Source organism: Nocardioides ferulae, assembly GCF_003660455.1.
Classification (GTDB): domain Bacteria; phylum Actinomycetota; class Actinomycetes; order Propionibacteriales; family Nocardioidaceae; genus Nocardioides; species Nocardioides ferulae.
Genome location: NZ_QZVR01000016.1, coordinates 20021 through 44576, shown reverse-complemented (window position 1 = coordinate 44576; position 24556 = coordinate 20021). Strand labels below are relative to the sequence as shown.

Here is a 24556-nt window from a genome sequence, read left to right as displayed (position 1 = left end):
GATGACCCAGACCCACTGTCCCTACTGCTCGCTGCAGTGTGGCATGACGCTCGCCCGCAGCGGGCGCACCCTCCAGGTGCAGCCGTGGCCGGAGTTCCCGGTCAACGAGGGCGCGCTGTGCCGCAAGGGCTGGACCGCGACCGGGCTCCGCGGGCACCGCGAACGGCTCACCACGCCGCTGGTGCGCGACCGCGCCACCGGCGAGCTGCGCGCGGCCGGCTGGGACGAGGCACTCGACCTGGTCGCGCAGCGGCTCATCGCGCTGCGGGAGCAGCACGGACCGGACGCGGTCGGGGTCTTCGGCGGCGGCGGGCTCACCAACGAGAAGGCCTACTCGCTCGGCAAGCTCGCCCGGGTCGCGCTCGGCACCAGCCAGATCGACTACAACGGCCGGTGGTGCATGTCGTCGGCCGCGTCGGCCGGCAACCGGGCGTTCGGCGTGGACCGGGGGCTGCCGTTCCCGCTGGCCGACATCGAGCAGACCGACGTGGTCGTGCTGGTCGGCTCCAACCTCGCCGAGACCATGCCGCCCGCCGCCCGGCACCTCGACCGGCTGCGCGAGCGCGGCGGCACGGTCGTGGTCGTCGATCCCCGGCGCACCCCCACCGCCGAGCGCGCCGACCTGTTCCTGCAGCCGGTGCCCGGCACCGACCTGGCCCTCGCGCTCGGACTGCTGCACCTGGTCGACGCGATCGGCGCGGTCGACGAGGAGTACGTCGCCGCCCGCACCAACGGCTTCGAGCAGGTACGCCGCTCGGTCGCCGCCTGGTGGCCCGAGCGGGTCGAGCGGGTCACCGGCGTCGCCACCGACGAGCTGCGGGCGCTGGCCCGGCTGCTCGCGGGGTCCGATGGCCGGCGGCCGCGGGCGATGGTGCTGACCGCTCGCGGCGCCGAGCAGCACAGCCAGGGCAGCGACACGGTGCTGGCCTGGATCAACCTCGCGCTGGCGCTCGGGCTGCCCGGCCGGCCGTTCGCCGGCTACGGCTGCCTCACCGGGCAGGGCAACGGCCAGGGCGGCCGCGAGCACGGCCAGAAGGCCGACCAGCTGCCCGGCTACCGGATGATCGACGACCCCGCGGCCCGCGACCACGTGGCCGCCGTGTGGGGGGTTCCCGCCGCGTCGCTGCCCGGCCCCGGCCGCTCGGCGTACGAGATGCTCGACGCGCTGGGCACCGACGGCGGGCCCCGCGCGCTGCTGGTCTTCGCCAGCAACATCGCGGTCTCCGCGCCCAACGCCACCCACGTCGCCGACCGGCTGGCGGCCCTGGACCTGCTGGTCGTGGCGGACCTGGTGATGTCGGAGACCGCCGCCCTGGCCGACGTCGTGCTGCCGGTGACCCAGTGGGCCGAGGAGACCGGCACGATGACCAACCTCGAGGGCCGGGTGATCCTGCGCGAGCGGGCGGTCGCCCCGCCCGAGGGCGTGCGCGACGAGCTGGAGGTGATCGCCGACCTGGCGGCGCGGGTGGGCTCGCCGGTGCCGTTCAGCGCCGACCCGGCCGAGGTCTTCGCCGAGCTGGGCCGGGCGTCGGCGGGTGGGCCGGCGGACTACGCGGGCATCGACTACGAGCGCATCCGCGCCGAGCACGGGGTGTTCTGGCCGTGCCCGGCCCCGCTGGACGGGCGCAGCCACCCCGGCACGCCGCGGCTGTTCGCCGACACCTTCCCCACGCCCGACGGCCGCGCCCGCTGCCACGTCGTCGAGCACCGGGGCGCCGCCGAGCAGCCCTGCCCGGAGTTCCCGGTGCACCTGACCACCGGCCGGGTGCTCGCGCAGTACCAGTCCGGTGCCCAGACGCGGCGCGTCCGCGACCTGCCCGACGAGGGGGTGTTCGTCGAGCTGCACCCGATGCTCGCGACCCGCGTCGGCGCCTACGACGGCGAGCCGCTCACGGTGACCACCCGCCGCGGCACGCTGACCGCGCCCGCCCGGGTGGTCGACTGGATCCGGCCCGACACCGTGTTCGTCCCGTTCCACTGGGTCGGGGCCAACCGGCTCACCAACGACGCGCTCGACCCGGCCAGCCGGATGCCCGAGTTCAAGGTCTGTGCGGCCTCCGTCGCGCCGCTGGCGGCGGGCCGGCGCCGGAGCCCCGAGACCGTGGGGGCGGCCCGATGAGGTCGCCGGGGCGCGTCGTCGTGATCGGGGCCGGGATGGCGGCGGTGCGGCTGGCCGAGCAGCTGGTCTCGGCCGGGGCCCGCTCGATCACGGTGCTCGGCGACGAGGACCACCTGCCCTACAACCGGATCCTGCTGTCCGCGGTGCTCGAGGGCACCCACCGGGCCGAGACGCTGACCCTGCGCGACGCCGAGTGGTACGCCGCCCACGGCGTCGACCTGCGGCTCGGCGTCCGCGTGCTCGACGTGGACCGGGCGGCCCGCGAGGTGCTGCTCGCCGACGGCGACCGGGTGCCCTACGACCGGGTGGTGCTGGCCACCGGCAGCATCCCCACGCTGCCTCCGATCCGGGGGCTGGTGCGCATGGACGGCCGGCTGCACGAGCGGGTGCACGCGTTCCGCAGCCTCGACGACTGCCGGCGCCTCTGCGCGGTGCTCGACCGGTGGGACGCGCTCGGCGTCACCACCGAGCGGCGCGCGGTCGTGGTCGGCGGCGGCCTGCTGGGGCTCCAGGTGGCCCGCGCCCTCGGCGTCCGCGGGGTGCGGACCGAGCTGGTCGAGGGCGGCGAGCACCTGCTGCGCAGCCAGGTCGGCCCGCAGGCCGGCGGGGTCATCGCGCGCGAGCTGCGCCGGCTCGGCACCACCGTCTACACCGGCGCCCGCGCGGTCCGGCTCGGTGAGACCGACGGGCCGGAAGGGGGGCGCGGTGCGCTGCGGCTCGACAACGGTTACGTCCTCGACACCGACCTGGTCGTGCTCACCGCCGGCGGTCGGCCCTCCACCGCGCTGGCCCGCCGCGCCGGCCTCACCGTGCGCCGCGGCGTCGTCGTCGACGACCGGCTGCGCTCGGTCGACGACGAGCGGGTGCACGCGATCGGCGACTGCGCGGAGCCCCCGGGTCTGGCACAGGGCCGCACCAGCGGGTTCGTGCCACCGGCCTGGGAGCAGGCCGGCGAGCTCGCCGTCCACCTCACCGGAGGCGAGGCCGGCTACACCGGCACCAGGTCGGTGGCCCGGCTGCGCGCCAGCGACCTCGACGTCGCCGTCCTCGGCGACCCCGAGCACGCCGAGGGCCAGGTCGTCGAGGTCACCAACCCGCTCGCCGGCTCGCACCGCCAGCTCGTGGTGCACGAGGGCCGCATCGTCGCGGCCACCCTCGTCGGCGACCTCTCCCGGATCGGCCTGATCACCCAGTACTACGACCGCGGCAGCGTGCTCGGGCCGGGAGAGCCCGGTGCGCTGCTGATGGCCGACCGGCCCACCCGGCCCGCGGCCCTCCCCGACGACGCGGAGGTCTGCGCCTGCGCCGGGGTCGCTGCGGGCGCCATCCGCGCCTGCTCCTCCCTCGAGGAGGTGCGCGACCGCACCCGGGCCACCACCGGCTGCGGCGGCTGCGCCGCCTCGGTCCGCCAACTGCTCGCCACCCGCCCCTCGCTCGTCCCTGCGAAAGGTTCACCCTCGTGATGGCACATCTGCGCAAGACGCTCGTCGTCGTCGGCCACGGCATGGTCGGCCACCGGTTCACCCAGGCCGCGATCGAACGCGGCCTGACCGAGACCTACGACGTGGTGGTGGTCGGTGCCGAGCCGCGACCGGCCTACGACCGGGTCGCGCTCACCTCGTTCTTCGAGGTCGGCGCCGACGCGCTCTCCCTGCTGCCCGAGGGCGAGTACGACGACCCGCGGGTGCGGCTGGTGACCGGTGTCGAGGCCGTCGGGCTGGACCGCGACGCCCGCACGGTCTCGCTCTCCGACGGCTCCGAGCTCGCCTACGACGAGCTGGTGCTGGCCACCGGGGCGGCGCCGTTCGTGCCGCCGGTGCCGGGCCACGACCTGCCGGGCTGCTTCGTCTACCGCACGATCGAGGACCTCGAGGCGATCCGCGAGGCCGCCGGTTCGGCCAGGGTCGGGGCGGTCGTCGGCGGGGGCCTGCTCGGGCTCGAGGCGGCCAACGCGTTGGCCCAGCTCGGCCTCGAGACCCACGTGGTCGAGATGGCGCCCCGGCTGATGGCGGTGCAGGTCGACGACGCCGGCGGTGCCACGCTGCGCCGGCACATCGAGAGCCTGGGACTCACCGTGCACACGGGGGCGATGACCAGCGCCGTCGTCGAGCGCGACGGCCGCGCGGCGGGGCTGGAACTGAAGGACGCGGACCCGGTCGAGGCCGAGGTCGTCGTGTTCTCGGCCGGCATCCGCCCGCGCGACCAGCTGGCCCGCACCGCCGGGCTCGAGGTCGCCGAGCGCGGCGGCGTCCTGGTCGACGAGCAGTGCCGCTCCAGCGACCGGCACGTGTGGGCGATCGGCGAGTGCGCCGCGCCGGCCGGGCGGATGTACGGCCTGGTCGCCCCCGGCTACACGATGGCCGAGGTCGTCGTCGACGCCCTGCTCGGCGGCCCCGGCGCCTTCACCGGCGCCGACATGTCGACGAAGCTGAAGCTGCTCGGCGTCGACGTCGCCAGCTTCGGTGACGCGTTCGCCGCCACCGAGGGCGCCCTCGAGCTGGTCTTCGCCGACGCCGTCGCCGGGGTCTACAAGAAGCTCGTGGTCAGCGACGACGGCAAGCGCCTGCTCGGCGGCGTGCTGGTCGGCGACGCCTCGGCGTACGGCCTGCTCCGGCCGATGGTGAGCAGCGGCATCGAGCTGCCGGAGAACCCCGAGGGGCTGATCCTGCCCGCCGCCCGGGCCTCGGCAGGCTCGGCGACCGACGCGATGCCCGACGAGGCGGTGGTCTGCTCCTGCAACAACGTCACCAAGGGCGACATCCTCGACCGGGTCGCCCGTGACGACGAGCCCTGCGCCGACGCGGCCTGCGTCACGAAGTGCTCCCGCGCCGGCAGCACCTGCGGGTCGTGCAAGCCCGTGGTGAAGAAGCTGGTCGAGGACCACTTCGCCGCGGTCGGCAAGGTCGTCGACAAGAGCCTGTGCGAGCACTTCCCGCTGACCCGGCAGGAGCTGTTCGAGGTCGTCGCCGTGCACGGCTACACCCGCTTCGACGACATCGTCGCCGGACACGGCCGCGGCCGCGGCTGCGACATCTGCAAGCCGGCGGTCGCCTCGATCCTGGCCAGCCAGCTGAACGGGCACGTGCTCGACAAGGACACCCGCACGCTGCAGGACACCAACGACGCGTTCCTGGCCAACATCCAGAAGAACGGCACCTACTCGGTCGTCCCGCGGATCCCCGGCGGCGAGATCACCCCGGAGAAGCTGATCGTGATCGGCGAGGTGGCCCGCGACTTCGACCTCTACACCAAGATCACCGGCGGTCAGCGGATCGACCTGTTCGGTGCCCGGGTCGAGCAGCTGCCGGCGATCTGGCGGCGGCTGGTCGACGCCGGCTTCGAGTCCGGGCACGCCTACGGCAAGTCGCTGCGTACCGTGAAGTCCTGCGTCGGCTCCACCTGGTGCCGCTACGGCGTGCAGGACTCCGTGCAGCTGGCGATCGACCTCGAGCTGCGCTACCGGGGGCTGCGGTCGCCGCACAAGCTCAAGGGCGGCGTCTCCGGCTGTGCCCGCGAGTGCGCCGAGGCCCGCGCGAAGGACTTCGGGGTGATCGCCACCGAGAAGGGCTGGAACCTCTACGTCGCCGGCAACGGCGGCGCGAACCCTGCGCACGCCCGGCTGCTGGCCGGCGACCTCGACACCGAGACCCTGGTGCGCTATCTGGACCGGTTCCTCATGTACTACATCCGCACCGCGGACCGGCTGCAGCGCACCGCCGCCTGGGTGGACAGTCTCGACGGCGGCCTGGACCGGGTGCGCGAGGTCGTCGTCGACGACGCGCTGGGGCTCGGGACGGAGCTGGAGGAGGCGATGGCCCGCCACGTCGACACCTACTTCGACGAGTGGAAGGCCACCCTCGACGACCCCGACAAGCTGGCCCGGTTCGTCTCGTTCCTCAACGCCCCCGACGTGCCCGACCCGCACATCAGCTTCACCACCGAGCGCGACCAGGTGCGACCCGCGGAGCCCGACGGTCCGGTGGTGCTCGGCACCACCATCGGTGTGGGTGCCCCCGTCGGCTCGGGGGTGGCCCGATGAGCGCGGGCGAGGCGACCGCGGTGGACCTGCTCGGCGCGCCGGAGGACGCCCGCACCTGGGAGCCGGTGTGCCGGCTCCACGACCTCGAGGTCGAGGGCGGGGCGGCGGTGCTGGTCCGGGGAGAGGCGGTGGCGGTGTTCCGCACCCACGACGACCGCGTGTTCGCGCTGAGCAACTACGATCCGTATGCCCGGGCGTCGGTGCTGTCCCGTGGCATCGTGGGCACCAAGGGCGGGGCCGGCAACGGGGCCGGCGAGGAGCGACCGTTCGTGGCGTCCCCGATGCACAAGCAGGCCTTCGACCTGCGCACCGGGCAGTGCCTCGACGACGCGACGGTCCGGGTCCCGGCCTACGCCGTGCGCGTGGCCGACGGAACGGTCCTCGTGGGGCCGCTTCGCGAGCACACCGATGGAGCAGCACAAGGAGCCTCGGCCGAGGCCGCGGACGAGGGAGGCTGAGTGACGCACCCGCCGGTGGCACCCGCGACCCCGCCCGGCGGCCCCGCCACGCCGACCCCGGGGCCGCTGTCCGGCTACCGGATCGGGGTGACGGCCGCCCGCAAGGTCGAGGAGCAGATCGCGCTGCTGGAGCGGCGCGGCGCCGCCGTCGAGTGGGCTCCGGCGCTGTCGGTCGACCCGAACCAGGTCGACGACGCCTCGCTGCGGGCCGCCACCGAGGAGGTGCTCAGCCGTCCGGTCGACATGTTCGTCGCCACCACCGGCATCGGCATGAAGGCCTGGCTGGACGCCGCCGAGTCGTGGGGGATGCTCGAGGACCTGCTGGGCGCGATCCGCGCCGCCGAGATCCTGGCCCGCGGGCCGAAGTCGGTCGGCGCGCTGCGCCGCCGCGGCCTGCGCGAGCTGTGGGCGCCGGAGTCGGAGTGCTTCGAGGACGTGCTCGAGCACCTGCGCGGCCGTGACCTGCAGGGTCGCCGGATCGTCGTCCAGGAGCACGGCCAGTCGCTGTCGATGGTGGCCCACGCGCTCCGTCGCCAGGGCGCCGACGTCACCACGGTCACCGTCTATCGGGTCGCCTCGGCCGACGACCCCGAGCCGATGTTCGCGATGATCGACCTGATCGCCGACCGGCACCTCGACGCGGTCACCTTCACCTCCGCGCCCGCGGTCGCCGCGCTGATGGAGGCCGCCGGGGTGGTCGGCCGCCGCGACGAGGTGGTCACCGCCTTCCAGGCCGACGTGGTCGCGGCCTGTGTCGGGCCGGTGACCTCCGCGGCCTTCGAGCTGTGGGGGGTGCCGACCGTCTTCCCCGAGCGCTCGCGGCTCGCGGCGATGGTCAAGCTGCTCGAGACCGAGCTGCCCTCGCGCGGCCGCGGCATCCAGGTCGAGGTCGCCGGCCACGTGCTGCTGCTGCACGGCGGCCTCGACGGGCCCGACGGCACCGTGCTGCTCGACGGCGTCGAGGTCAGGTTGTCGCCGGCTCCGCTCGCGGTCCTCCAGGCGCTGCTGGTCAACCCCGGCACCGTCGTCTCGCGGCGCGAGCTGCTCGCGGCGCTGCCCAGTGGCACCGCCGGCTCCGAGCACGCCGTCGAGATGGCCGTGGCCCGGCTGCGCGCCGCGCTCGGCACCCGCGTGGTGCAGACGGTGGTCAAGCGCGGCTACCGGCTCGCGGTGACGGTGTGACCGCCGAGACCCGGCTGGTCACCGTCGCCCACGGCACCCGGCTGGCCGCCGGCAACGAGGTCGCCCGCCAGGTGACCGCCGCCGCCGGGGAGAGCCTCGGGATGGCGGCGGTCTGCTCGTACGTCGAGTTGAGCGAGCCGCTCTTCGCCGACGTGCTCGCCGGGTCCTCCGCCCCGACCGTGGCGGTGCCGCTGCTGCTCTCGACCGGCTTCCACCTGCGCACCGACCTGCCGGCCGCCGTCGCCGGGGCCGGCGGTCCGGTCACGCTCGGCCCCTCGCTCGGGCCCGACCCGCTGTTGGCCCAGGCCCAGGTCGCGCGGCTGGTGCAGGCCGGCGCGCGTCCGGGGCAGCCGCTGGTGCTGGTCGCGGCCGGCTCCAGCGACCCGCTGGCCACCGACGACCTGCGGGCGGCCGCCTCGATGCTCGCCGAGGCCTGGGGCGGCGAGGTCCGGCTGGCCACGCTGAGCGGCCTGGGGGAGCGCCCCGCGCAGGTCGTGCGCGCCGGCGACGCGGTGTCGCCGTACCTGCTGGCGGACGGGTTCTTCGCCGAGCGCTGCCGCGACGGCGCGCTGGCCGCGGGCGCCGCCATGGTCGCCGAGGTGCTGGGGCCGCACCCGCTGGTGGTCGACCTGGTGGTGCGCAGGGCCCGCTCGCTCCTCGCGTGACGAGGGTGTGAACGCGCGCTCACGCCATCGCGCCGACCCGTGTGAGCACAAGTTCACCGACCCGGGACACGAGGGTGCTTCCGGCGTCACCGGCGCGACCGAGGGTCGAGGCATGGACAAGCACCTTCTCGAGACCAGCCTCACCCTCGTCGACGGCGCCGACGCCTCGCTGACGCCGCGCTTCTACGCGATCCTCTTCGAGCGGTATCCCCAGGTGCGGCCGATGTTCGGCGCCGACACCGGGCCGCAGGCCGCCATGCTGCGCAGCGCGATCGTCGCGGTGCTCGAGCACCTGGAGGACGCCGACTGGCTCTCCGACACGCTCGGCCGGCTCGGCGCCAAGCACGCGGCGTACGGCGTCACCGCACCGATGTACGACGCGGTGGCCGAGTGCATGCTCGCCGCCATGGCCGAGCTGGGCGGGGACGCCTGGACACCGCAGATGAGCATGGCCTGGGCGGAGGCACTGGGGGCCGTGGCCGGGCTGATGCTGGCGGGCTATCCGGCGGAGGCGGCCGCCGGCTGAGCAGTCTGCTGGGTCACCGCGCGCCCGTTCGCCCGCGTGCCGAGCGCCGTGTCGATATCGTTATCCACGTGCAGTCGACCCTGAGTGCGGTCATCGTCCCGATCCCCGGGGCGGAGCGCACGGTCGCCGCACACCGGGCCCGTCACGACCGGGCGTCCTCGTGGGGGGTGCCGGCGCACGTCACCGTGCTGTATCCGTTCGTGCCGCCGGCGGCCATCGACCAGGACGTGCTCACCCGGGTCGCCCGCGCGGTCGAGGCCGTGCCGCGCTTCGACGTCGCCTTCGAGCGCTCGGAGTGGTTCGGCGACAGCGTGCTGTGGCTGGCCCCGGAGCCGTCGGCTCCGTTCGAGGAGCTCACGGCGGTGCTCAGCGACGCCTTCCCCGAGCACCCGCCCTACGGCGGCGCGTTCGAGGAGGTCGTTCCGCACCTGACCGTCGGCCACGACGCCGAGCTCGCCGAGCTGCTCCGGGCCGAGGCCGCCGTGCGGGCGGGCCTGCCGGTGCGCGGCCGGGTCGACGCGGTGCAGGTGTGGGCCGGCAGCCAGGCTCCCGGCACCTGGGCCTGCCTGGCCCACGCCCCGTTGGGCTGAGCCCGCCCCCGCCGATCAGCCCGGGGTCGCGGCCTCACGCACGGCGTCGGCCACCGCGGGCGCGACGCGGGCGTCGAAGACCGAGGGCACGATGTAGCTGGCGTTGAGCTCCGAGGGCGAGACTGCGTCGGCGATCGCGGACGCGGCCGCGAGCATCACCTCCTGGGTGATGTCGTGGGTGCCGGCGTCGAGCATCCCGCGGAAGAACCCCGGGAAGGCCAGCACGTTGTTGATCTGGTTGGGGTAGTCGGAGCGGCCGGTCGCGACCACTGCCGCGTGCTGCCCGGCGGCGACCGGGTCGACCTCCGGGTCGGGGTTGGCCAGCGCGAAGACGATCGCGTCGTCGGCCATCGTGGCGATGTCGTCGCCGGTGAGCAGGTTCGGCGCCGACACGCCGATGAAGACGTCCGCTCCGGTCATGGCCTGCTCGAGCGGGCCGGCGTAGCAGTCCTGGTTGGTGTGGTCGGCGATCCACTGCCGCGCGGGGTCGAGGTTCTCCTGCCCTCGGTGCACCGAGCCGCTGCGGCCACACGCCACGATGTCCCGCGCGCCCTGGGCGTGCAGCAGCTCGATGATCGCGTGCCCGGCCGCCCCCACTCCGCTGACGACGATGCGCACCTCGCTCAGCTTCTTGCCCACGACCCGCAGGGCGTTGGTGAGGGCGGCGAGCACCACGATCGCCGTACCGTGCTGGTCGTCGTGGAAGACCGGGATGTCCAGCTCCGCACGCAGCCGCGCCTCGATCTCGAAGCAGCGGGGCGCGGCGATGTCCTCGAGGTTGATGCCGCCGTAGCCGGGAGCGATCGCCTTGACGATCTCGATGATCTTCTCGGTGTCCTGGGTGTCGAGGCAGACCGGCCACGCGTCGACCCCGGCGAACTGCTTGAAGAGCGCCGCCTTGCCCTCCATGACCGGCAGCGCCGCTGCGGGGCCCAGGTTGCCGAGCCCCAGGACGGCCGAGCCGTCGGTCACCACGGCGACCGTGTTGCGCTTGATCGTGAGCCGGCGGGCGTCCTCCGGGTTCTTGGCGATGGCCAGGCACACCCTGGCGACTCCCGGCGTGTAGGCGCGCGAGAGGTCGTCGCGGTGCTTGAGCGGCACCTTCGGCACGACCTCGAGCTTGCCGCCGAGGTGCAGCAGGAAGGTGCGGTCGCTGACGTTCCGGACCGTCGCCCCGTCCACGCGGTTGAGGGCCTCGGTGATCACGTCGGCGTGGTCGAGGTCCGAGGCGTCGCAGGTGACGTCGACGACGAGTCGGTCCGCGACGGACTCGGCCACGTCGAGGGCGGTCACCGAGCCTCCCGCTCCGGTCACCGCGGCGACCACGTCTCCGGTGGCCCGTGACGACGAGGGCACCTCCATCCGGACGGTGATCGAGTAGCCGGGACTGGGAGTGGCCATGACGCCCCTTCGGTCGGGTAGGTGCCGCTCCGGCGCCGAGGCGCCGGGCCGAGCTCAGGCAGGTGCCGGCCGAGCGTAGCGCCGGTCCTCGCCCTTGCCGCCAAGTCTCTCCTCGACGCGGGGTCGGCGGGCGAAGTCCAGCTCAGTCGGTCTGCGCGCCCCAACCCGGGCTCGGCGCCGGCCCGCCCCACGGGAGGCGCGCGGCGTTCAGCCGTTGGGAGCGCACCAGCCTGCCGGTGAAGAACCTAGCTTCGCGAGGAGCCGGGCTCGGAGTCATCCTCGACCAGTTTCTCGAGAGACCGGACCTCCTCGTCGGCGGCGCGGCGCTCCTGCGGCGACATTGCCTGGCGTTGGTCGACGTAGCGGCGCGTTGCGCCCATGGTGAGCTCGTGGAACTGGGGGTCGTCGGCCAAGGCACGCATGTCGAGCGTCCCCTGGAGCGTCTGCTCGATCCGTCGGCCCAAGGGTGTGCCAGCGTACTGTCTGGCAAGGACCTCGAGGCCCCGGCGCAACTGTGCTGCCCCAGCCCGGTCATGGGTGAAGGACTCGAAGCTCGAACTGGGGTCGGTCAATCGATGCTCCACACGGTGAGCTCGCCGCCGGGGCCAGAGACGATCCGCTCCTTGCTGGGCCCCACAAGCGACCAGGACTCGAACGCTGCCGATGGTGCGGCGGTGACCCGGGCGTCGCGCACCACGCAGACCAGCCCACCGTCGGGTGTGGGCTCGAACTCCGTGATGGGGAGCCCGATGAGCGTCTGCAGCTGAGCCGCGATCTGCTCCTGATCGCCGTTCGCGGTGCTCCACCGTTGGTCGCCGACACTGAGGGCGTACTCGTCCTCCATGCGCAGCACCGCGCCCTCCTCGGTGATGAGGTCGAGATAGTAGGAGAGCTCGACCCGGGCCAGCGTCTGGCCGACCAACGTGGGCGTCATGGGTTCCAGCCTTCCGGTATGGGATACGTGCCGTCAGGGTTGCGCGGGATGTGCGTGTGGGAGTTCGGGCCGGGCTTCCCGTCCAGTCCGATGGGCTGTCCGTGCTCGTTGTATGCACGAGGAAGAGAGGTCGCCGCACGCGTCGGCGAGGTCGCGGCATACCTGCTTGAGGTCCTTGAGCGCATCCTCTGCCACCGGGATCTCGGGACTGCGCTGGCCGGCCAGCAGCCCGAGGGCCGTGTCGACGTAGCTGGGCAGGCGATCGAGGCTCCGCTCCGCGTTCGCCCAGGTCGTGCTGGCCTCACGAAGTCGTGCGGTGTCCGCATTGGGCCAGGCGAAGCCCTCCAGGTGCGTGACGATCTCGTCCCAGAAGTCCGGGGTGTCGCTCGGGTTGCCGCCGAGGGCGCTGGGTGGGGTGTACGCCGGAACGTCCACCGGCCCGTCGCCCGCGCGGGCGGCGGGGCTGTCGTACATCGGCCGTGGCCTGTTGTAGACCGATGCAGCGTTGGCTCTGCGATGGTTCTCGATGGAGGCGGCGGTCAGCATGCCCACGGTGGCAAGGGCGTCGACGAGATCGTCGATGGCGCCGACGACCTCGGCCGCGGCCTCGTCGTACTGCTCGGCGAACTCGATCGAGGTGCTGTCGTCGCCGGCCATGCCGGCGTACCCGGCCAAGTCTGCGGTGAGCGTGTCGTAGGAGAGTGCGGCGAGACGGTTGCCGCTGTAGAGCGCCTCGCTGGCCGAGTCGTACCCGCCGCCCTCGACGTCAATCCTCACCGCAGCTGCTCCCACATCTTCAGGTTCGTGGTGGCGGCGCTTGTGTAGTTGTCGTGGGCCTGACGGGCGGCAGCGCGAAGGTCGGCGAGCGCCTGACGCATCGCCCGCATCCCGTCGTCCCACTCGCGTTGAGCCTCGGCCTGGGCGTCCGCGGCAAGGCCCTCCCACACCTCGTGGAGCTGCCGCATCTGGCCCTCGATCCGATCGGTCAAGGCCGCGAGGTTGCGCTCACAACGCTCCAGGTCGGCGATGACCGCGTCCAGTTCGTCGCTGTCGATCTGAAACCGGCCCACATCACCCACTGCGGCTCACCCGACGTCAGCCCCGGCCGAGCTCCAGCGTCTCGGGGGTGTGCAGCCGCACCATGAACCGGCCGGTGTGCGGCGGCACCCGCCGGGCCGTCATCAGGCTGACCACCACCATCGTGGTCAACGCCAGCGGCACGCTCCACGCGGCCGGCTGCTCCACCAACACCCCGGCCCAGCCGTGGTCGCCGGACCAGGCGAGGGTGATCCCGGCCGCGACGCCCGACCCGAGCCCGCCGACCGCCAGGCCGGCCACCGCGCCGGCGTCGGTCAGTCGCCGCCACCAGATGCCGAGCAGCAGCAGCGGGCAGAAAGTGGACGCCGCCACCGCGAACGCCAGCCCGACGGTCTTCGCCACCCCGACGTGGGGGGCGCTCACGGCCACCAGGCACGGCAGTAGCACCGCCAGCACCGCCCCCACCCGGAACGCGGTGATGCCGTCGAGCCGACGGCCTCCGAAGGCGCGGCCGGTCACGTCCTGGCTGAGAACCCCGGCGACCGCGATCACCAGGCCCGACGAGGTCGACAGGAAGGCCGCGAACGCGCCCGCGGTCACCAGCCCGGTGAGCACGTCGCCGGTGATGCCGCCGACCATCAGCCTGGGCAGCTCGAGCACCAGCACGTCGGTGCGGCCCGAGGCGGCCAGCTCCGCGGCGTACACCCGCCCCAGCGCGCCGTAGATCGGCGGCAGCAGGTAGAACGCGCCGAGCAGGGCGAGCACCACCAGCGTCGTGCGGCGCGCCCCCGCACCGTCGGGGTTGGTGTAGAAGCGCACCACCACGTGCGGCAGCCCCATCGTGCCCAGGAACGTCGCCAGGATCAGCGAGTAGGTGACGTAGAGCCCCTGGCCCCCGGCCGGAGCCAGCGGCACCGACCAGTCGCCGGCGGCGCCCGCCGAGCCCGTGCCCGGGGAGCCGTCGCCCAGCCAGATCGCCACGAGCACCGCCGCCGGGATCAGCAGCGCCGTCAGCTTCAGCCAGTACTGGAAGGCCTGCACGAACGTGATGCTGCGCATCCCGCCGGACGCCGTGTTGACCAGCACCACCAGCCCGACGATCACGGGCCCCACCCAGGTCGGCGCACCGATCGCCGAGCGCAGCGTCAACCCCGCACCCTGGAACTGCGGCAGCAGGTAGAGCCAGCCGATCGCCACGACCAGCAGCGAACACACCGCCCGCACCGCCCGCGACCCCAGCCTGGCCTCGGCGAAGTCCGGCAGCGTGTAGGCGCCCGAACGCCGCAGCGGCGCCGCCACCAGCACCAGCAGCACGAGATAGCCGGCGGTCCAGCCGATCGGGTACCAGAGCATGTCGGCGCCGAAGGTCAGCACCAACCCCGCCACACCCAGGAACGACGCCGCCGAGAGGTACTCGCCACCGATTGCCGAGGCGTTCAGCCGCGGCGCCACCGTGCGTGAGGCCACCAGGAAGTCGCTGGTGGTCCGGGAGAACCGCAGCCCCCACGTGCCGATCAGCAAGGTGGCCAACGTGACCAGGACGATCGCGACGATGCCCGGGGCCGCGTCGCCGGCGCTCACCGCTCACCACCTTCGAGCAGCTCGGCGAAGTGCTGCTCGTTGCGCTCGGCGCGCCGCACGTAGTACCACCCCAGCGCCAGCAGGAACGGATAGACCGCGACCCCGAGCACCAGCCAGGGAAGGGGGACGCCGAAGAGCCGCCAGTCGGTCACCTCCGGGGCCAGGTGGAACAGCAACGGCAGCGATCCCAGCCCCAGCGTCAGGGCCAGCAACACTCGGATCGCCAGCCGCAGCTGCTCGCGCAGCAGCGATCCCATGTAGACCCCCCCGAGCCGGGTCTCGGCGTCGATGTCCCCGGACCGAGCCGCCGGCGGAGTGCGCCGGGACGGACCGGTGACCCGGACCCGCTCCCTCACGAGTCGCCGGCCCGGCGCAGCAGCAGCTCGCGCAGTTGCCGGGTGTGCCGCCGGCTGACGCCCAGCTCGGTGCGGTGCGGCCCGACCACGACCGTGCACCGGCCGGCGTCCATCCGCACCTCCACCACGTGCGCCAGCGACACCAGCAGCGACCGGTGGATGCGCACGAACCCGGCCGGACCCCACTCCTCCTCGAGCGTCGACAGCGGCGTGCGCAGCAGGTGCGAGCCCGACGGGGTGTGCAGCCGCGCGTAGTCGCCCTGCGCCTCGACGTGGGTGATGTCGGAGCGGTTCACGAACCGGGTGACGCCGCCCAGCTCCACCGGGATCTGGGTGTCATGGGAGACCGCCGCCCGGTCGCCGCCGTCGACCACCCGGCGTACCGCCTCGGCGAGGCGGTCCGCGCGCACCGGCTTGAGCACGTAGTCGACCGCCTGCAGCTCGAACGCCTCCACGGCGTGCGCCTCGTGGGCGGTGACGAAGACGATCGGCGGCGGATGCCGGAACCGCGAGAGCACCTGCGCCAGCTCGAGCCCGGTGAGCCCGGGCATCTGGATGTCGAGGAAGACCGCGTCGACATCGATCTCGTGCAACACCCGCAGCGCCTCGGTGGCCGAGTCGCAGGTGAGCACGTCGCCGATCCGCGGGTCGCGGCCCAGCAGCCACGACAGCTCGTCGAGCGCGGGCCTCTCGTCGTCGATGACCAGCACCTTCAGGCCGCTGACCACACCGCCGGCGGCACTGCCGACCGAGCCGTTCACGTGTGCACCCCCGCAGCGAACTTCGGCACCCTGACCACGACCTTAGTGCCCGCGCCGGGGGCGGTCTCGACGACGAGGCCGTAGTCGTCGCCGAAAGCGTTGCGCAGCCGGGCGTCGACGTTGCCCAGGCCGACCGAGTCGAGCTCGGTGTCGCCCGCGAGCGCACGGCGCACCTTCTCGGGGTCCTCGCCCGCGCCGTCGTCCTCCACCTCGATCACGCACTCCTGCCCTCGGTCGAGGGCGACGATGCGGATCCGGCCGCCACCCTCCGCCGCCTCGAGGCCGTGCCGGACGGCGTTCTCGACGAGCGGCTGGATGCACAGGAAGGGTACGGCGACCGGCAGCACCTCGGGGGCGATGCTGAGCATCACGCGCAGCCGATCGCCGAACCGGGCCTGCTCGAGCAGCAGGTAGCGCTCGACCGAGCGCAGCTCCTCGGCCAGCGTCGTGTACTCCCCGTGCCGGCGGAACGAGTAGCGGGTGAAGTCGGCGAACTCCAGCAGCAGCTCCCTGGCCCGGTCGGGGTCGGTGCGCACGAACGAGGCGATCGCGCCCAGGGAGTTGTAGATGAAGTGCGGGCTGATCTGGGCCCGCAGCGCCCGGACCTCCGCCTCCATCAGCCGGGTGCGGGAGGCGTCGAGCTCGGCCAGCTCCAGCTGGCCGGAGATCCACCGCGCGACCTCGTCGGAGGCGCGCGCCAGTCCGGCGGTGGGCGAAGGGGTGAAGACCTGCAGGGTGCCGACGATGCGCTCCTCGACCAGCAACGGCGAGGCGATCGCCGACCGCACCGGGCAGCCGGCCACCGCGCACGGCAGGTCGTCGCGGTCGAAGACCCGGGTACCGCCGCGGTCCAGCGTCAGCGCGGCCAGCCGGCCGGCCGCCGGCGCGTGGTGCTGTCCGGTGCCGTCCCACGCCAGCGCGGTCTCGGTGTCGGTGAGCGCCATCGCGGGCGTGCCCAGCAGCGCGCGCAGGTGGCGGATCGAGCGCTCGGCGCTCTCGCGGGTCAGCCCCGACCTCAGCGAGGGCGCCGCCAGCGAGGCAGTGTGCAAGGTGCGGAACGTCGCCCGCTCGGCCTCACTGCCCAGATGGGTACGCCGGCGCTGCCGCCACCACAGCGGGCTCACCGCACACCTCCCTCCATGCCGCGGACCCAACCACGCGCCGCCCCCGATGTCGAGGATGCGGCCGATCGGCCCCGCTCACCCTGCGTGGTCGTGCTCCAGGCTCCGGCCGTTCCCGGGCTGCGCGGGCCGGGCGTTGCCGGCGAACCGGTCGGTCACCGCCGCCACCTGCTGGGCCGACCAGGTCACCGGCTCGGTGGCGACCAGCCACCGCACCCCCTCGGTGCACGGCGGGGTGGTCAGCGACCCGGCGTAACGGACCGTGCCCAGGGCCCGAGGCAGCAGACCCCGCAGCCGCACCGGGTCGGTGACGGAGCTGGTGTCCCCTTCGGCGGTGGGCAGGGCGTCGAGCACCGGCTGCACCGCCGCGGAGGCCGCACCCTCCTCGACCAGGACCCCCAGCACCGCCAGGTCGCCGCCCGCCTCCTGGTGCACCAGGTGGATCTCGGCGGCAGCCGGCTCCCCGTCGACCAGGTGCTCGCTGGGGGTGTGCACGTGCCACTGCAACAGCTGCCAGGTGCGCCCCTCGAACCGCATCGTCGCGGCCCCGTCGGCCATCGGCGTCACCTGATAGGTGTGACCGTTGTCGAGGACCTCGACGGCCGAGGCCGGGTAGTCGAGCGCCGGGTCGGGCAGCGTCACCGGTTCGGTGCCGGTGAGGTCGACCGGCGACTGGGCGCGCCCGCTGGCGCACGCGGCGTACGCCGGGTCGAGCTCGCCCCAGGCGGCCGGGTCGGCGTAGTCCCAGTGGGCGGGGGAGTCCTCGTGCCCGGCGGGTTCCGGCGCCGCCTCGCCGGCGTCCCCCGAGCCGCCGCAGCCGGCGGCGGCGAGGACGAGCGCGACGACGAGGCAGGAGAGTCGGCGGGGCACCCCCGTGACGCTAGTGGCCGGCCGGGCCCCGGGCAGCGGACCCGAGGGAAACGCCGCTGGTGGTGCGGACCGGTCAGCCTGGATGCCGGCTCAGCGGAAGTCGATGAGCAGCAGCCCGGAGTCGCCGTCGGTCGGGGGCTCGATGGCCGGGTCGTGTGGCCGCTGCCGCTCGATCTGGAGACCCTCCGGCTCCGGCAGGTCGACGACCCGGGCCCGGTAGCAGCGCACCAGGTAGGGCAGCTGCATGCCGTCCATGCCGCGGCCGTACTCGTCGTAGAACTGCACGGTGCGGGCCAGCACGTCGGCCCGCCCCTCTTCGTCGAGGACCGCGACGTGGCTGCGCGAGAGGGCCAGGTCGGCGATGGTGTCGCGGGTGACGGTCTGCCAGGTGCGGAACGAGGCGTCCTCGACGAACCCGAACAGCCCGGAGACGACCAGCGGTTCCGCCGGATCGTCGCGAAGGTCCTGCTGACCGACGACGGCGCCGAGCCGGCGGACCCACGGGATGCGGGTGTCGCGCTGGTTCCAGACCAGCGACAGCGCGCCGCCGGGCTTCAGCACCCGGGCGATCTCGGGCAACGCGCGAGCGTGGTCGAACCAGTGGAACGACTGGGCGGCGACGACCACGTCGAAGGAGCGGTCACCAGCGGGGATGTCCTCCGCCGACGACACCGAGGTGCGCACCCCGGGCAGGTCGCGGGTGAGGATCTCGAGCATGGCGGGGTCGGGGTCGGTGGCGTGCACGTCGTGGCCGAGCTCGACGAGCGAGCGGGTCAGCTTGCCGGTGCCGGCGCCCAGCTCGAGGACGGTCAGCGGGCTGCGCCCGGTCAGCCATGCCGCGGCCTCGGCCGGATAGGAGGGGCGGCCGCGGTCGTAGGCGTCGGCGACCGCGCCGAACGCGCGCGCTGGGACGGGATGCTGCTCGCTCATCGTGCCCGAGGCTACCCGCCACGAGTGCCCAGCGGGGGAGGCTCGTAGCCTTGCCCTCCATGAGCGGCCCCGACACCCAGACCGGTCCAGAAAACGGTCGGGGCGCCGTCGACCCGTTGGCCCGGCTGACCGCCCTCGAGGGGGTGCCGTCGGCCTACGCGGCCGTCCGCGACGGCATCGACGTGATGCTCCGCGACCGGGGGCTGCGGCGCACCTCCCCCGAGACCACCGCCGAGTCGCTGCTGCGCGGCGCCCACGCCAGCGCGGTGCTGGAGGGCTCGGGCTCCACCCTGGCCGAGGTGCGCGACGGGAGCGGCGACGAGATCGCCGCCGACGCGGTGCGGCTCTCGACGGTGCTGCTCTCCCTGGTACCGCTGCTGGACTCCGCGCCACTCCAGGCGCTGGCCCGGCTGCACACGGTGGCCGCCACCGGACGGCTGCCCGAGGAGCGGCTCGGCCGCCCGCGGGACGCCGAGGCGGCGGAGCGGCTGCGCGGCCTCGGGTCGCTGCTGACCGCCCGGACCACCGCCCCGGCGCTGCTGGTCGCCGCGATCGTGCACGCCGAGCTGCACACCATCGCTCCGTTCGGCTCGCACAACGGCATCGTCGCTCGCGCGGCCGAGCGGCTCGTGCTGGTGGCCCGCGGGGTCGACGAGAAGTCGCTGGTCGTGCCGGAGGCCGGGCACCTCGCCCTGCGCGCGGCGTACGAGTCGAACCTGCGCGGCTACGCGAGCGGCGGTCGGGCCGGGGTGCACGCGTGGGTGCTGTACGCGGCGGAGGCGTACGCGGCCGGGGCCGAGGCGAGCCCGCTGCGACGGGCCGCGGAGTAGGGAGTCGCGCCGAAGAGGTGCAGACAAGCGAGCGGCACTCGAGTCGGTGGGATTCGAGTGCCGCCGCTGACACGTGAACCGCTGGTTACCAAGCGTGCATCTCGTCTGCTGCCCCGGGGAGTTCCCGTGTGGCTCGCGCCCAGCTGATGGGTGGATCGCCGCGTGGGTACCCGATTCACGTGCGCGTCTGAAGTTGTCGTACCCCTGTTGTACGCCCGTTTCGGCCCGGGTTCAACCCCTTCGCACGAAGCGGCCCGGGCGTGTCTTCTCAGGCCTCGACCCGGCGTCGGCGCACGTTCGCCCACACCACGCCGCCGACGGCGACGACGCCACCGACCGCAAGCGCGGCGAGGGTCGGCCGGGCCGGCGGCATCGGCACCCGGCTGCGCAGGGCGACCGGCTTGGTGAAGACCAGGACCGGCCAGCCGCGGGCCGCGGCGGCCTTGCGCAGCTCGCGGTCGGGGTTGACCGCGAACGGGTGGCCGACCTCCTCGAGCATCGGGACGTCGGTGGAGGAGTCGCTGTAGGCGTAGCAGTCGTCGAGGTCGTAGCCGCGCAGCTGGGCCAGCTCCCGGATCGCCCGGGCCTTCTCCTCGGCGTAGGCGTAGTAGGCGATGCCGCCGGTGTACTTGTCGTCCTCGATCTCCATCTGGGTGGCGATCACGTGGTCGGCACCGAGCATCTCCCCGATCGGCTCGACCACCTCGGCGCCGGAGGCGGAGACGATGACGACGTCGCGCCCGGCCAGCCGGTGCTCCTCGATCAGCGAGACCGCCTCGTCGTAGACCAGCGGGTCGACGATGTGGTGGAGGGTCTCGGCGACGATCTCGCGGACCGTGGCGACGTCCCAGCCGGCGCACAGCTGCGACATGAACTGCCGCATCTTCTCCATCTGGTCGTGGTCGGCGCCGCCGACGAGGTAGACGAACTGGGCGTACGCCGAGCGCAGCACCGCCCGCCGCGAGATCAGCCCCCCGGCCTGGAAGGGCTTGCTGAAGGCCAGCGTGCTGGACTTGGCGATGATCGTCTTGTCCAGGTCGAAGAAGGCCGCGGTGGGGCGGGGCGCCATGGCCTCATGGTAGGGGCCGCGCCGTAGCGACGTCGTTCCACCGCTCTTCCACAGCGACGGTGTGCCGCGGCCTCTCCACAGGCGACCCGGCCGGCTCCTTCCCTGCGTGCCGGGTGGCCGGGCACGGTCGGTCCATGGCCCGTACCTCCTCCGTCTCCGCCCCCCGGCCCGGCCCGCAGTCCGGCGAGCAACCCGAGCCGTCGGCGCGGGCCCGGCTCCGGCCGGGCCCCGCCGGGGCTCCCCTGGTCGTCACTCGCGACGAGTCGCTGCTCGACGAGCTGCTCCGGCTGGCCGCCGCGGCCGGGGTGACTCCCGAGCTGGTGTCCGACGGTGGTGCCGCGCTCCGGCCGTGGGCGTCGGCGCCGCTGGTGCTGGTCGGCGCCGACCTCGCCGGTGAGGTCGGCGCCCTGGCCCCGGCCCGACGGTCCGGGGTGTTCGTGGTCGGCTGGGCCCCGGTGCCGCAAGAGACGTTCCGACACGCGCTGGAGGTCGGGGCCGAGAGCATCGTCGACCTGCCCGGGTCCACGGTGTGGCTCTCCGAGCGGCTCACCGACCTCGACGACGACCTGCGAAGACCGGGCCGGATGGTCGGTGTGGTGGGCGGCTCGGGTGGGGCCGGCGCCTCGACCTTCGCCTGCGCGCTGGGCCAGGTGGCGGCCCGCGAGGGTGCGACGCTCGTCGTGGACGCCGACCCGTGGGGCCCCGGCCTCGACCGGATGCTCGGCCTGGAGGACCTCGACGGCATCCGCTGGGACGCCTTGCACCATGCGACCGGCCGGGTCAGCGCCCGCTCGCTGCGCGAAGCCCTGCCGCGGCGCGGTTCGCTCGGGGTGCTCACCTTCCAGGCCGGCGCGGCGTCCACGCTGTCCACGGTCGCGGCGCGCGACACCCTGGCCGCGGCGCGACGCGGCCACGACGTGGTGGTCGTCGACCTGCCGAGATCACCCGATCCCCTGGTGCGTGAGGTGGTCGACCGCTGCGACGCGCTGCTGGTCGTCGTCGCGCCGACGCTGGTCGGGGTCGCGTCCGCGGCGAGGCTGTCCTCTCGGCTCGGCGACGCCCCGGGCGCCAGGCTGGTGCTGCGTGGCCGCGGGGTCGCCGAGCACGAGGTCGCCGCGGTGACCGGGCTGCCGGTCGCCGCGACGATGCCCGACCAACGCGGCCTCGCTGAGGCGCTCGACCTGGGGTTGGGGCCGGTGCGATCCCGCAGAGGCCCGCTCGCCCGTGCGGCGGCCACCGTGCTCGCCGGGCTCGGGCCCGTCGCGGCATGAGTGGTCCGGTGAGCGGGCCGGCTCCCCGGCCCGTCGAGGGTCTGCCGCGGAGTGTCCTGGACCAGGTGCGCGACCGGCTGGCCAGCCACCCCGGCGACCTGACCCCGCACCGGGTGGCCGAGGCGCTGCGCGCCACCGGACGCCCCGTGGCCGACACCGAGGTGCTCGCGGTCCACGAGGCCCTGCGCCGCGACGTGCTGGGGGCGGGCCCGCTGGAGCCGCTGCTGCGGCTGCCCGGCGTGACCGACGTGCTCGTCAACGGAGCCGACCAGGTGTTCCTCGACCGCGGCGAGGGCCTCGAGCCGGCCGCGGCGGGGTTCAGCGACGACGACGCGGTGCGTCGGCTGGCCCAGCGGCTCGCGGCGCTGGCCGGGCGCCGGCTCGACGACGCCAGCCCCTATGTCGACGTCCGCCTCCCCGACGGGTCGCGGCTGCACGCCGTGCTCGCTCCGCTGGCCCGGCCCGGCACGCTGCTCTCGCTGCGGGTGCCGCACCGCACGGTGTTCACGCTCGACGACCTCGTCGCCGCCGGAGGACTGACCTCGCGGGGGGCCGAACTGCTCAAGGGAGTGGTCGAGCGCCGCCTGGCGTTCCTGGTGACCGGGGGCACCGGCACCGGCAAGACGACCCTGCTCGCCGCGCTGCTCTCGCTGGTGGCGCCCCAGGAGCGCCTGGTCCTGGTCGAGGACAGCTCCGAGCTGCGACCGAGCCATCCCCACGTGGTCGCCCTCGAGGCTCGTCCGGCCAACCTCGAGGGGGCCGGCGCGGTCGACGTCCGCACCCTGGTGCGGCAGGCGCTGCGGATGCGTCCCGACCGGCTGGTGGTCGGCGAGGTGCGCGGAGCCGAGGTGGTCGACCTGATGGCGGCGATGAACACCGGTCACGAGGGCGGCTGCGGCACCCTCCACGCCAACTCCGCCGCCGACGTCCCGGCCCGGGTCGAGGCCCTGGCGCTGGCGGCCGGACTCGGGCGGGCCGCCGCGCACAGTCAGCTCGCGGCGGCGGTCGACGTCGTCGTGCACCTGGCTCGCGGGCGCGACGGGCGTCGTCGTCTCGCGCAGGTCGGGGTGCCGGTCCGCGAGCCCGACGGGCTGGTGCGCATCGACCCGGCGGCGACCTTCGGAGCCGACGGCCGGGTCCACCCCGGCCCGGGCCTGGACCGTCTCGACCGGCTCCTGTGTGGCGAGGAGGGGGCGTGATCGCTCTCGCGGCTGCCTGCGCGGCCCTGGCCGGGTGGCTCCTGGTGCCGCCGGCGCCGGTGCTCCGGTCGGGGTCGGGGCGCTCGGTGCGGGCGCCGGTGCTGGTCGCGGCCGCTCCGGTGCTGGCGATGGCTGCCGTGGGTGGGTCGGCCCGGCTGTTGCTGCTCGCCGGGGTGCTGGGGGCGGCTGCGGCGTCCGGCCTGCTGCTCGTGCGGCAGCGACGGGCCCGGCTCCGTGCGGCGGCCACGTCGGCCCGGGTCCTCGAGTCGTGTGAGGAGCTGGCGGCCGAGCTGGCGGCCGGGCGTCCACCGGGCGCGGCGCTCTCCCGGGCCGCCGAGGGCTGGTCGGCGCTGACGCCGGCGGCGGCCGCGTTCGCGGTCGGCTCCGACGTGCCCGCTGCGCTCCGCTCGCTCGCCGCGGCACCCGGTGCCCACGACCTGCGGGTCGTCGCGGCCGCGTGGCAGGTGTCGCAGCGCACCGGTCAGGGTCTCGGGCAGACGATCCGCGGTGTCGCCGACGACCTGAGGGCTGCCGCGGCCACCCGGCGGGTGGTCGACGCCGAGCTCGCCTCGGCCCGGGCGACGGCCCGCCTGGTCGCGGCACTGCCGGTCGCGGCGCTGACGATGGGGTCGGGTTCGGGCGGCGACCCCTGGGCCTTCCTGCTCGGACACCCGGTGGGCCTGGCATGCCTGGCCGCGGGGCTGGCCTTCGGGGTCGCCGGCCTGGCCTGGATCGAGGCGCTGGCTCGCGGCGTGGACCGGCCGGGGTGAGCGCGGTGCTCGCCTGGGCCGCCGGGGCGTCGGCCGCCGTGGCCGTGGCCCTCGCGCTGCCCGCACCACCGGTCGTGCGGCGGTGGACCGATCGGCCGGTGCCGCGGGCCCGCCCGGTCGCCGCCGACGGGCTGTTGCATCGGCTGCGGTGGTGCTGGGCGGGCCTCGGCGGCGTGGCCGGCGCCTCGTTCGTGGGCGGAACCGCCGGGCTGCTGGCAGGGGCGGCGCTGGCTGTCGCGGTCTGGGTGGTCGTCGGTCGCGCCGAGCCGCCCGAGGTCCGGCGGCGCCGGGAGCGCGTCGCCGCCGACCTGCCACATGTGGTGCGGCTGCTCGCGGCGGCCCTGCGCGCCGGCGCCGCGCCGGGAGAGGCGGTGCACGCGGTGGCCGTGGCCCTGCCCGGCCCTGCGGCCGACCTGCTCGCGGCCAGCGCGGCGCGGCTGGCGTTGGGGGTCGATCCGGTGCGGGTGTGGGAGTCGCTGGCCGCCGAGCCGGGGCTGGCCCCGCTCGGCCGGGCGCTGGCCAGGGCGCAGGCCACGGGTGCGCCGGTGACCGCGACCGTCGACCGGTTGGCCGACGACCTCGCCCGCCATGCCCGGGCCGGCGTCGAGGACCGAGCCCGGGCCGTGGGCGTCAAGGCTGCGGTGCCGCTGGGGCTGTGCCTGCTCCCGGCGTTCCTGCTGCTGGGCATCGTCCCGCTGGTCGCCGGGCTGGCCGGGAGCCTCGGCGGTTGAGCCGGGGCTGAGCCTCTCCACACTGCCCCGCCGGGCAGGGTTGTGCACAGCCGCCTTCGGCTGCCCTGCCACCGCCGGGCGGTCCGGCGCAGGCTCGAGCGCAGTCGGCCGCAGC

25 protein-coding genes are annotated in these 24556 nt (G+C 74.6%); 13 read left to right on the top strand and 12 right to left on the bottom strand.

Annotation, left to right across the window (positions count from 1 at the left end; translation table 11 throughout):
• Nucleotide 1 precedes the first annotated feature (1 nt).
• From D6B71_RS16320 to D6B71_RS16285, 8 genes are all read left to right on the top strand, one after another.
• On the top strand, nucleotides 2–2119 hold the full coding sequence (locus D6B71_RS16320) for a molybdopterin oxidoreductase family protein (protein ID WP_121257011.1): 2118 nt from the start codon (nucleotides 2–4) through the stop codon (nucleotides 2117–2119).
• The gene (locus tag D6B71_RS16315) at nucleotides 2116–3582 is read left to right on the top strand and encodes an FAD-dependent oxidoreductase (protein ID WP_121257009.1); all 1467 of its coding nucleotides are present in this window, start codon (nucleotides 2116–2118) and stop codon (nucleotides 3580–3582) included. Before D6B71_RS16320 ends, D6B71_RS16315 begins: the two co-directional genes overlap by 4 nt.
• A complete protein-coding gene (nirB, locus tag D6B71_RS16310; protein ID WP_121257151.1) occupies nucleotides 3582–6158 on the top strand; it encodes a nitrite reductase large subunit NirB in 2577 nt (858 codons plus the stop codon). Before D6B71_RS16315 ends, nirB begins: the two co-directional genes overlap by 1 nt.
• Nucleotides 6155–6616 (top strand): nitrite reductase small subunit NirD, encoded by a 462-nt coding sequence (gene nirD, locus D6B71_RS16305; RefSeq protein WP_121257007.1) that lies wholly within the window; start codon nucleotides 6155–6157, stop codon nucleotides 6614–6616. Before nirB ends, nirD begins: the two co-directional genes overlap by 4 nt.
• Entirely contained in the window at nucleotides 6617–7798 is a 1182-nt protein-coding gene (locus D6B71_RS16300) for a uroporphyrinogen-III synthase (protein ID WP_240641486.1), read from the top strand. It abuts the gene before it with no gap.
• Nucleotides 7795–8463 carry a sirohydrochlorin chelatase gene (locus tag D6B71_RS16295; protein WP_121257006.1) on the top strand — a complete coding sequence of 223 codons (669 nt, stop codon included), beginning with the start codon at nucleotides 7795–7797 and terminating at the stop codon, nucleotides 8461–8463. The genes D6B71_RS16300 and D6B71_RS16295 overlap by 4 nt, the downstream gene beginning before the upstream one ends.
• A gap of 112 nt (nucleotides 8464–8575) precedes the next feature.
• A complete protein-coding gene (locus tag D6B71_RS16290) occupies nucleotides 8576–8989 on the top strand; it encodes a globin domain-containing protein (RefSeq protein WP_121257147.1) in 414 nt (137 codons plus the stop codon).
• Nucleotides 8990–9057: 68 nt separating this feature from the next.
• The gene (locus D6B71_RS16285) at nucleotides 9058–9579 is read left to right on the top strand and encodes a 2'-5' RNA ligase family protein (RefSeq protein ID WP_121257005.1); all 522 of its coding nucleotides are present in this window, start codon (nucleotides 9058–9060) and stop codon (nucleotides 9577–9579) included.
• A 15-nt stretch (nucleotides 9580–9594) separates the two neighbouring features.
• Here D6B71_RS16285 and D6B71_RS16280 read toward each other — a convergent pair whose 3' ends face one another.
• The 11 genes from D6B71_RS16280 to D6B71_RS16230 all read right to left on the bottom strand — a co-directional run bounded on the left by D6B71_RS16280 (nucleotide 9595) and on the right by D6B71_RS16230 (nucleotide 18571).
• Nucleotides 9595–10980 carry an NAD-dependent malic enzyme gene (locus tag D6B71_RS16280; RefSeq protein WP_121257003.1) on the bottom strand — a complete coding sequence of 462 codons (1386 nt, stop codon included), beginning with the start codon at nucleotides 10978–10980 and terminating at the stop codon, nucleotides 9595–9597.
• Nucleotides 10981–11225: 245 nt separating this feature from the next.
• On the bottom strand, nucleotides 11226–11444 hold the full coding sequence (locus D6B71_RS16275; RefSeq protein ID WP_126688297.1) for a hypothetical protein: 219 nt from the start codon (nucleotides 11442–11444) through the stop codon (nucleotides 11226–11228).
• A 104-nt stretch (nucleotides 11445–11548) separates the two neighbouring features.
• Nucleotides 11549–11914: a DUF6188 family protein gene (locus D6B71_RS16270; protein WP_121257000.1), complete on the bottom strand. Its 366-nt coding sequence runs from the start codon at nucleotides 11912–11914 to the stop codon at nucleotides 11549–11551.
• Between the two features lie 33 nt (nucleotides 11915–11947).
• The gene (locus D6B71_RS22880) at nucleotides 11948–12691 is read right to left on the bottom strand and encodes a hypothetical protein (RefSeq protein ID WP_164519702.1); all 744 of its coding nucleotides are present in this window, start codon (nucleotides 12689–12691) and stop codon (nucleotides 11948–11950) included.
• Entirely contained in the window at nucleotides 12688–12993 is a 306-nt protein-coding gene (locus D6B71_RS16260) for a WXG100 family type VII secretion target (protein ID WP_121256996.1), read from the bottom strand. The genes D6B71_RS22880 and D6B71_RS16260 overlap by 4 nt, the downstream gene beginning before the upstream one ends.
• A gap of 16 nt (nucleotides 12994–13009) precedes the next feature.
• A complete protein-coding gene (locus D6B71_RS16255) occupies nucleotides 13010–14533 on the bottom strand; it encodes a sodium/solute symporter (RefSeq protein ID WP_121256994.1) in 1524 nt (507 codons plus the stop codon).
• A complete protein-coding gene (locus D6B71_RS16250; protein ID WP_240641483.1) occupies nucleotides 14530–14790 on the bottom strand; it encodes a DUF485 domain-containing protein in 261 nt (86 codons plus the stop codon). The genes D6B71_RS16255 and D6B71_RS16250 overlap by 4 nt, the downstream gene beginning before the upstream one ends.
• A gap of 95 nt (nucleotides 14791–14885) precedes the next feature.
• Nucleotides 14886–15650: a LytR/AlgR family response regulator transcription factor gene (locus D6B71_RS16245; RefSeq protein ID WP_121256990.1), complete on the bottom strand. Its 765-nt coding sequence runs from the start codon at nucleotides 15648–15650 to the stop codon at nucleotides 14886–14888.
• Complete coding sequence (locus D6B71_RS16240) at nucleotides 15647–16774, bottom strand: sensor histidine kinase (RefSeq protein ID WP_240641481.1); 1128 nt, start codon at nucleotides 16772–16774, stop codon at nucleotides 15647–15649. The genes D6B71_RS16245 and D6B71_RS16240 overlap by 4 nt, the downstream gene beginning before the upstream one ends.
• A gap of 75 nt (nucleotides 16775–16849) precedes the next feature.
• The gene (locus D6B71_RS16235; protein ID WP_164519701.1) at nucleotides 16850–17641 is read right to left on the bottom strand and encodes a carbonic anhydrase; all 792 of its coding nucleotides are present in this window, start codon (nucleotides 17639–17641) and stop codon (nucleotides 16850–16852) included.
• A gap of 90 nt (nucleotides 17642–17731) precedes the next feature.
• Nucleotides 17732–18571 carry a class I SAM-dependent methyltransferase gene (locus D6B71_RS16230; protein WP_121256985.1) on the bottom strand — a complete coding sequence of 280 codons (840 nt, stop codon included), beginning with the start codon at nucleotides 18569–18571 and terminating at the stop codon, nucleotides 17732–17734.
• A 59-nt stretch (nucleotides 18572–18630) separates the two neighbouring features.
• On the opposite strand from D6B71_RS16230, the gene D6B71_RS16225 reads away from it, so the two are divergent.
• The gene (locus D6B71_RS16225) at nucleotides 18631–19401 is read left to right on the top strand and encodes a Fic family protein (RefSeq protein ID WP_121256983.1); all 771 of its coding nucleotides are present in this window, start codon (nucleotides 18631–18633) and stop codon (nucleotides 19399–19401) included.
• A gap of 268 nt (nucleotides 19402–19669) precedes the next feature.
• On the opposite strand, the gene D6B71_RS16220 is transcribed toward D6B71_RS16225, so the two are convergent.
• Nucleotides 19670–20470: an HAD family hydrolase gene (locus tag D6B71_RS16220; RefSeq protein ID WP_121256981.1), complete on the bottom strand. Its 801-nt coding sequence runs from the start codon at nucleotides 20468–20470 to the stop codon at nucleotides 19670–19672.
• 134 nt (nucleotides 20471–20604) lie between these two features.
• Between D6B71_RS16220 and ssd the strand changes: the two genes are divergently transcribed.
• Genes ssd through D6B71_RS16200 form a run of 4 tightly spaced genes read left to right on the top strand, consistent with a single transcriptional unit; the run spans nucleotide 20605 to nucleotide 24441 of the window.
• Entirely contained in the window at nucleotides 20605–21741 is a 1137-nt protein-coding gene (gene ssd / locus D6B71_RS16215) for a septum site-determining protein Ssd (RefSeq protein ID WP_121256979.1), read from the top strand.
• Nucleotides 21742–21749: 8 nt separating this feature from the next.
• Nucleotides 21750–22940 carry a TadA family conjugal transfer-associated ATPase gene (locus D6B71_RS16210; protein WP_240641479.1) on the top strand — a complete coding sequence of 397 codons (1191 nt, stop codon included), beginning with the start codon at nucleotides 21750–21752 and terminating at the stop codon, nucleotides 22938–22940.
• Nucleotides 22937–23710 (top strand): type II secretion system F family protein, encoded by a 774-nt coding sequence (locus D6B71_RS16205; RefSeq protein ID WP_121256975.1) that lies wholly within the window; start codon nucleotides 22937–22939, stop codon nucleotides 23708–23710. The genes D6B71_RS16210 and D6B71_RS16205 overlap by 4 nt, the downstream gene beginning before the upstream one ends.
• A complete protein-coding gene (locus tag D6B71_RS16200; RefSeq protein WP_240641476.1) occupies nucleotides 23707–24441 on the top strand; it encodes a type II secretion system F family protein in 735 nt (244 codons plus the stop codon). The genes D6B71_RS16205 and D6B71_RS16200 overlap by 4 nt, the downstream gene beginning before the upstream one ends.
• Nucleotides 24442–24556 lie beyond the last annotated feature (115 nt).

What these genes read in the sequence shown, in the direction of transcription:
- D6B71_RS16320 (WP_121257011.1), top strand. Translation starts at nt 2, where the DNA reads ATGACCCAGACCCACTGTCCCTACTGCTCGCTGCAGTGTGGCATGACG.
- D6B71_RS16315 (WP_121257009.1), top strand. Translation starts at nt 2,116, where the DNA reads ATGAGGTCGCCGGGGCGCGTCGTCGTGATCGGGGCCGGGATGGCGGCG.
- nirB (WP_121257151.1), top strand. Translation starts at nt 3,582, where the DNA reads ATGGCACATCTGCGCAAGACGCTCGTCGTCGTCGGCCACGGCATGGTC.
- nirD (WP_121257007.1), top strand. Translation starts at nt 6,155, where the DNA reads ATGAGCGCGGGCGAGGCGACCGCGGTGGACCTGCTCGGCGCGCCGGAG.
- D6B71_RS16290 (WP_121257147.1), top strand. Translation starts at nt 8,576, where the DNA reads ATGGACAAGCACCTTCTCGAGACCAGCCTCACCCTCGTCGACGGCGCC.
- D6B71_RS16280 (WP_121257003.1), bottom strand. Translation starts at nt 10,980, where the DNA reads ATGGCCACTCCCAGTCCCGGCTACTCGATCACCGTCCGGATGGAGGTG.
- D6B71_RS16270 (WP_121257000.1), bottom strand. Translation starts at nt 11,914, where the DNA reads ATGACGCCCACGTTGGTCGGCCAGACGCTGGCCCGGGTCGAGCTCTCC.
- D6B71_RS16250 (WP_240641483.1), bottom strand. Translation starts at nt 14,790, where the DNA reads ATGGGATCGCTGCTGCGCGAGCAGCTGCGGCTGGCGATCCGAGTGTTG.
- D6B71_RS16230 (WP_121256985.1), bottom strand. Translation starts at nt 18,571, where the DNA reads ATGAGCGAGCAGCATCCCGTCCCAGCGCGCGCGTTCGGCGCGGTCGCC.
- D6B71_RS16225 (WP_121256983.1), top strand. Translation starts at nt 18,631, where the DNA reads ATGAGCGGCCCCGACACCCAGACCGGTCCAGAAAACGGTCGGGGCGCC.
- D6B71_RS16220 (WP_121256981.1), bottom strand. Translation starts at nt 20,470, where the DNA reads ATGGCGCCCCGCCCCACCGCGGCCTTCTTCGACCTGGACAAGACGATC.
- ssd (WP_121256979.1), top strand. Translation starts at nt 20,605, where the DNA reads ATGGCCCGTACCTCCTCCGTCTCCGCCCCCCGGCCCGGCCCGCAGTCC.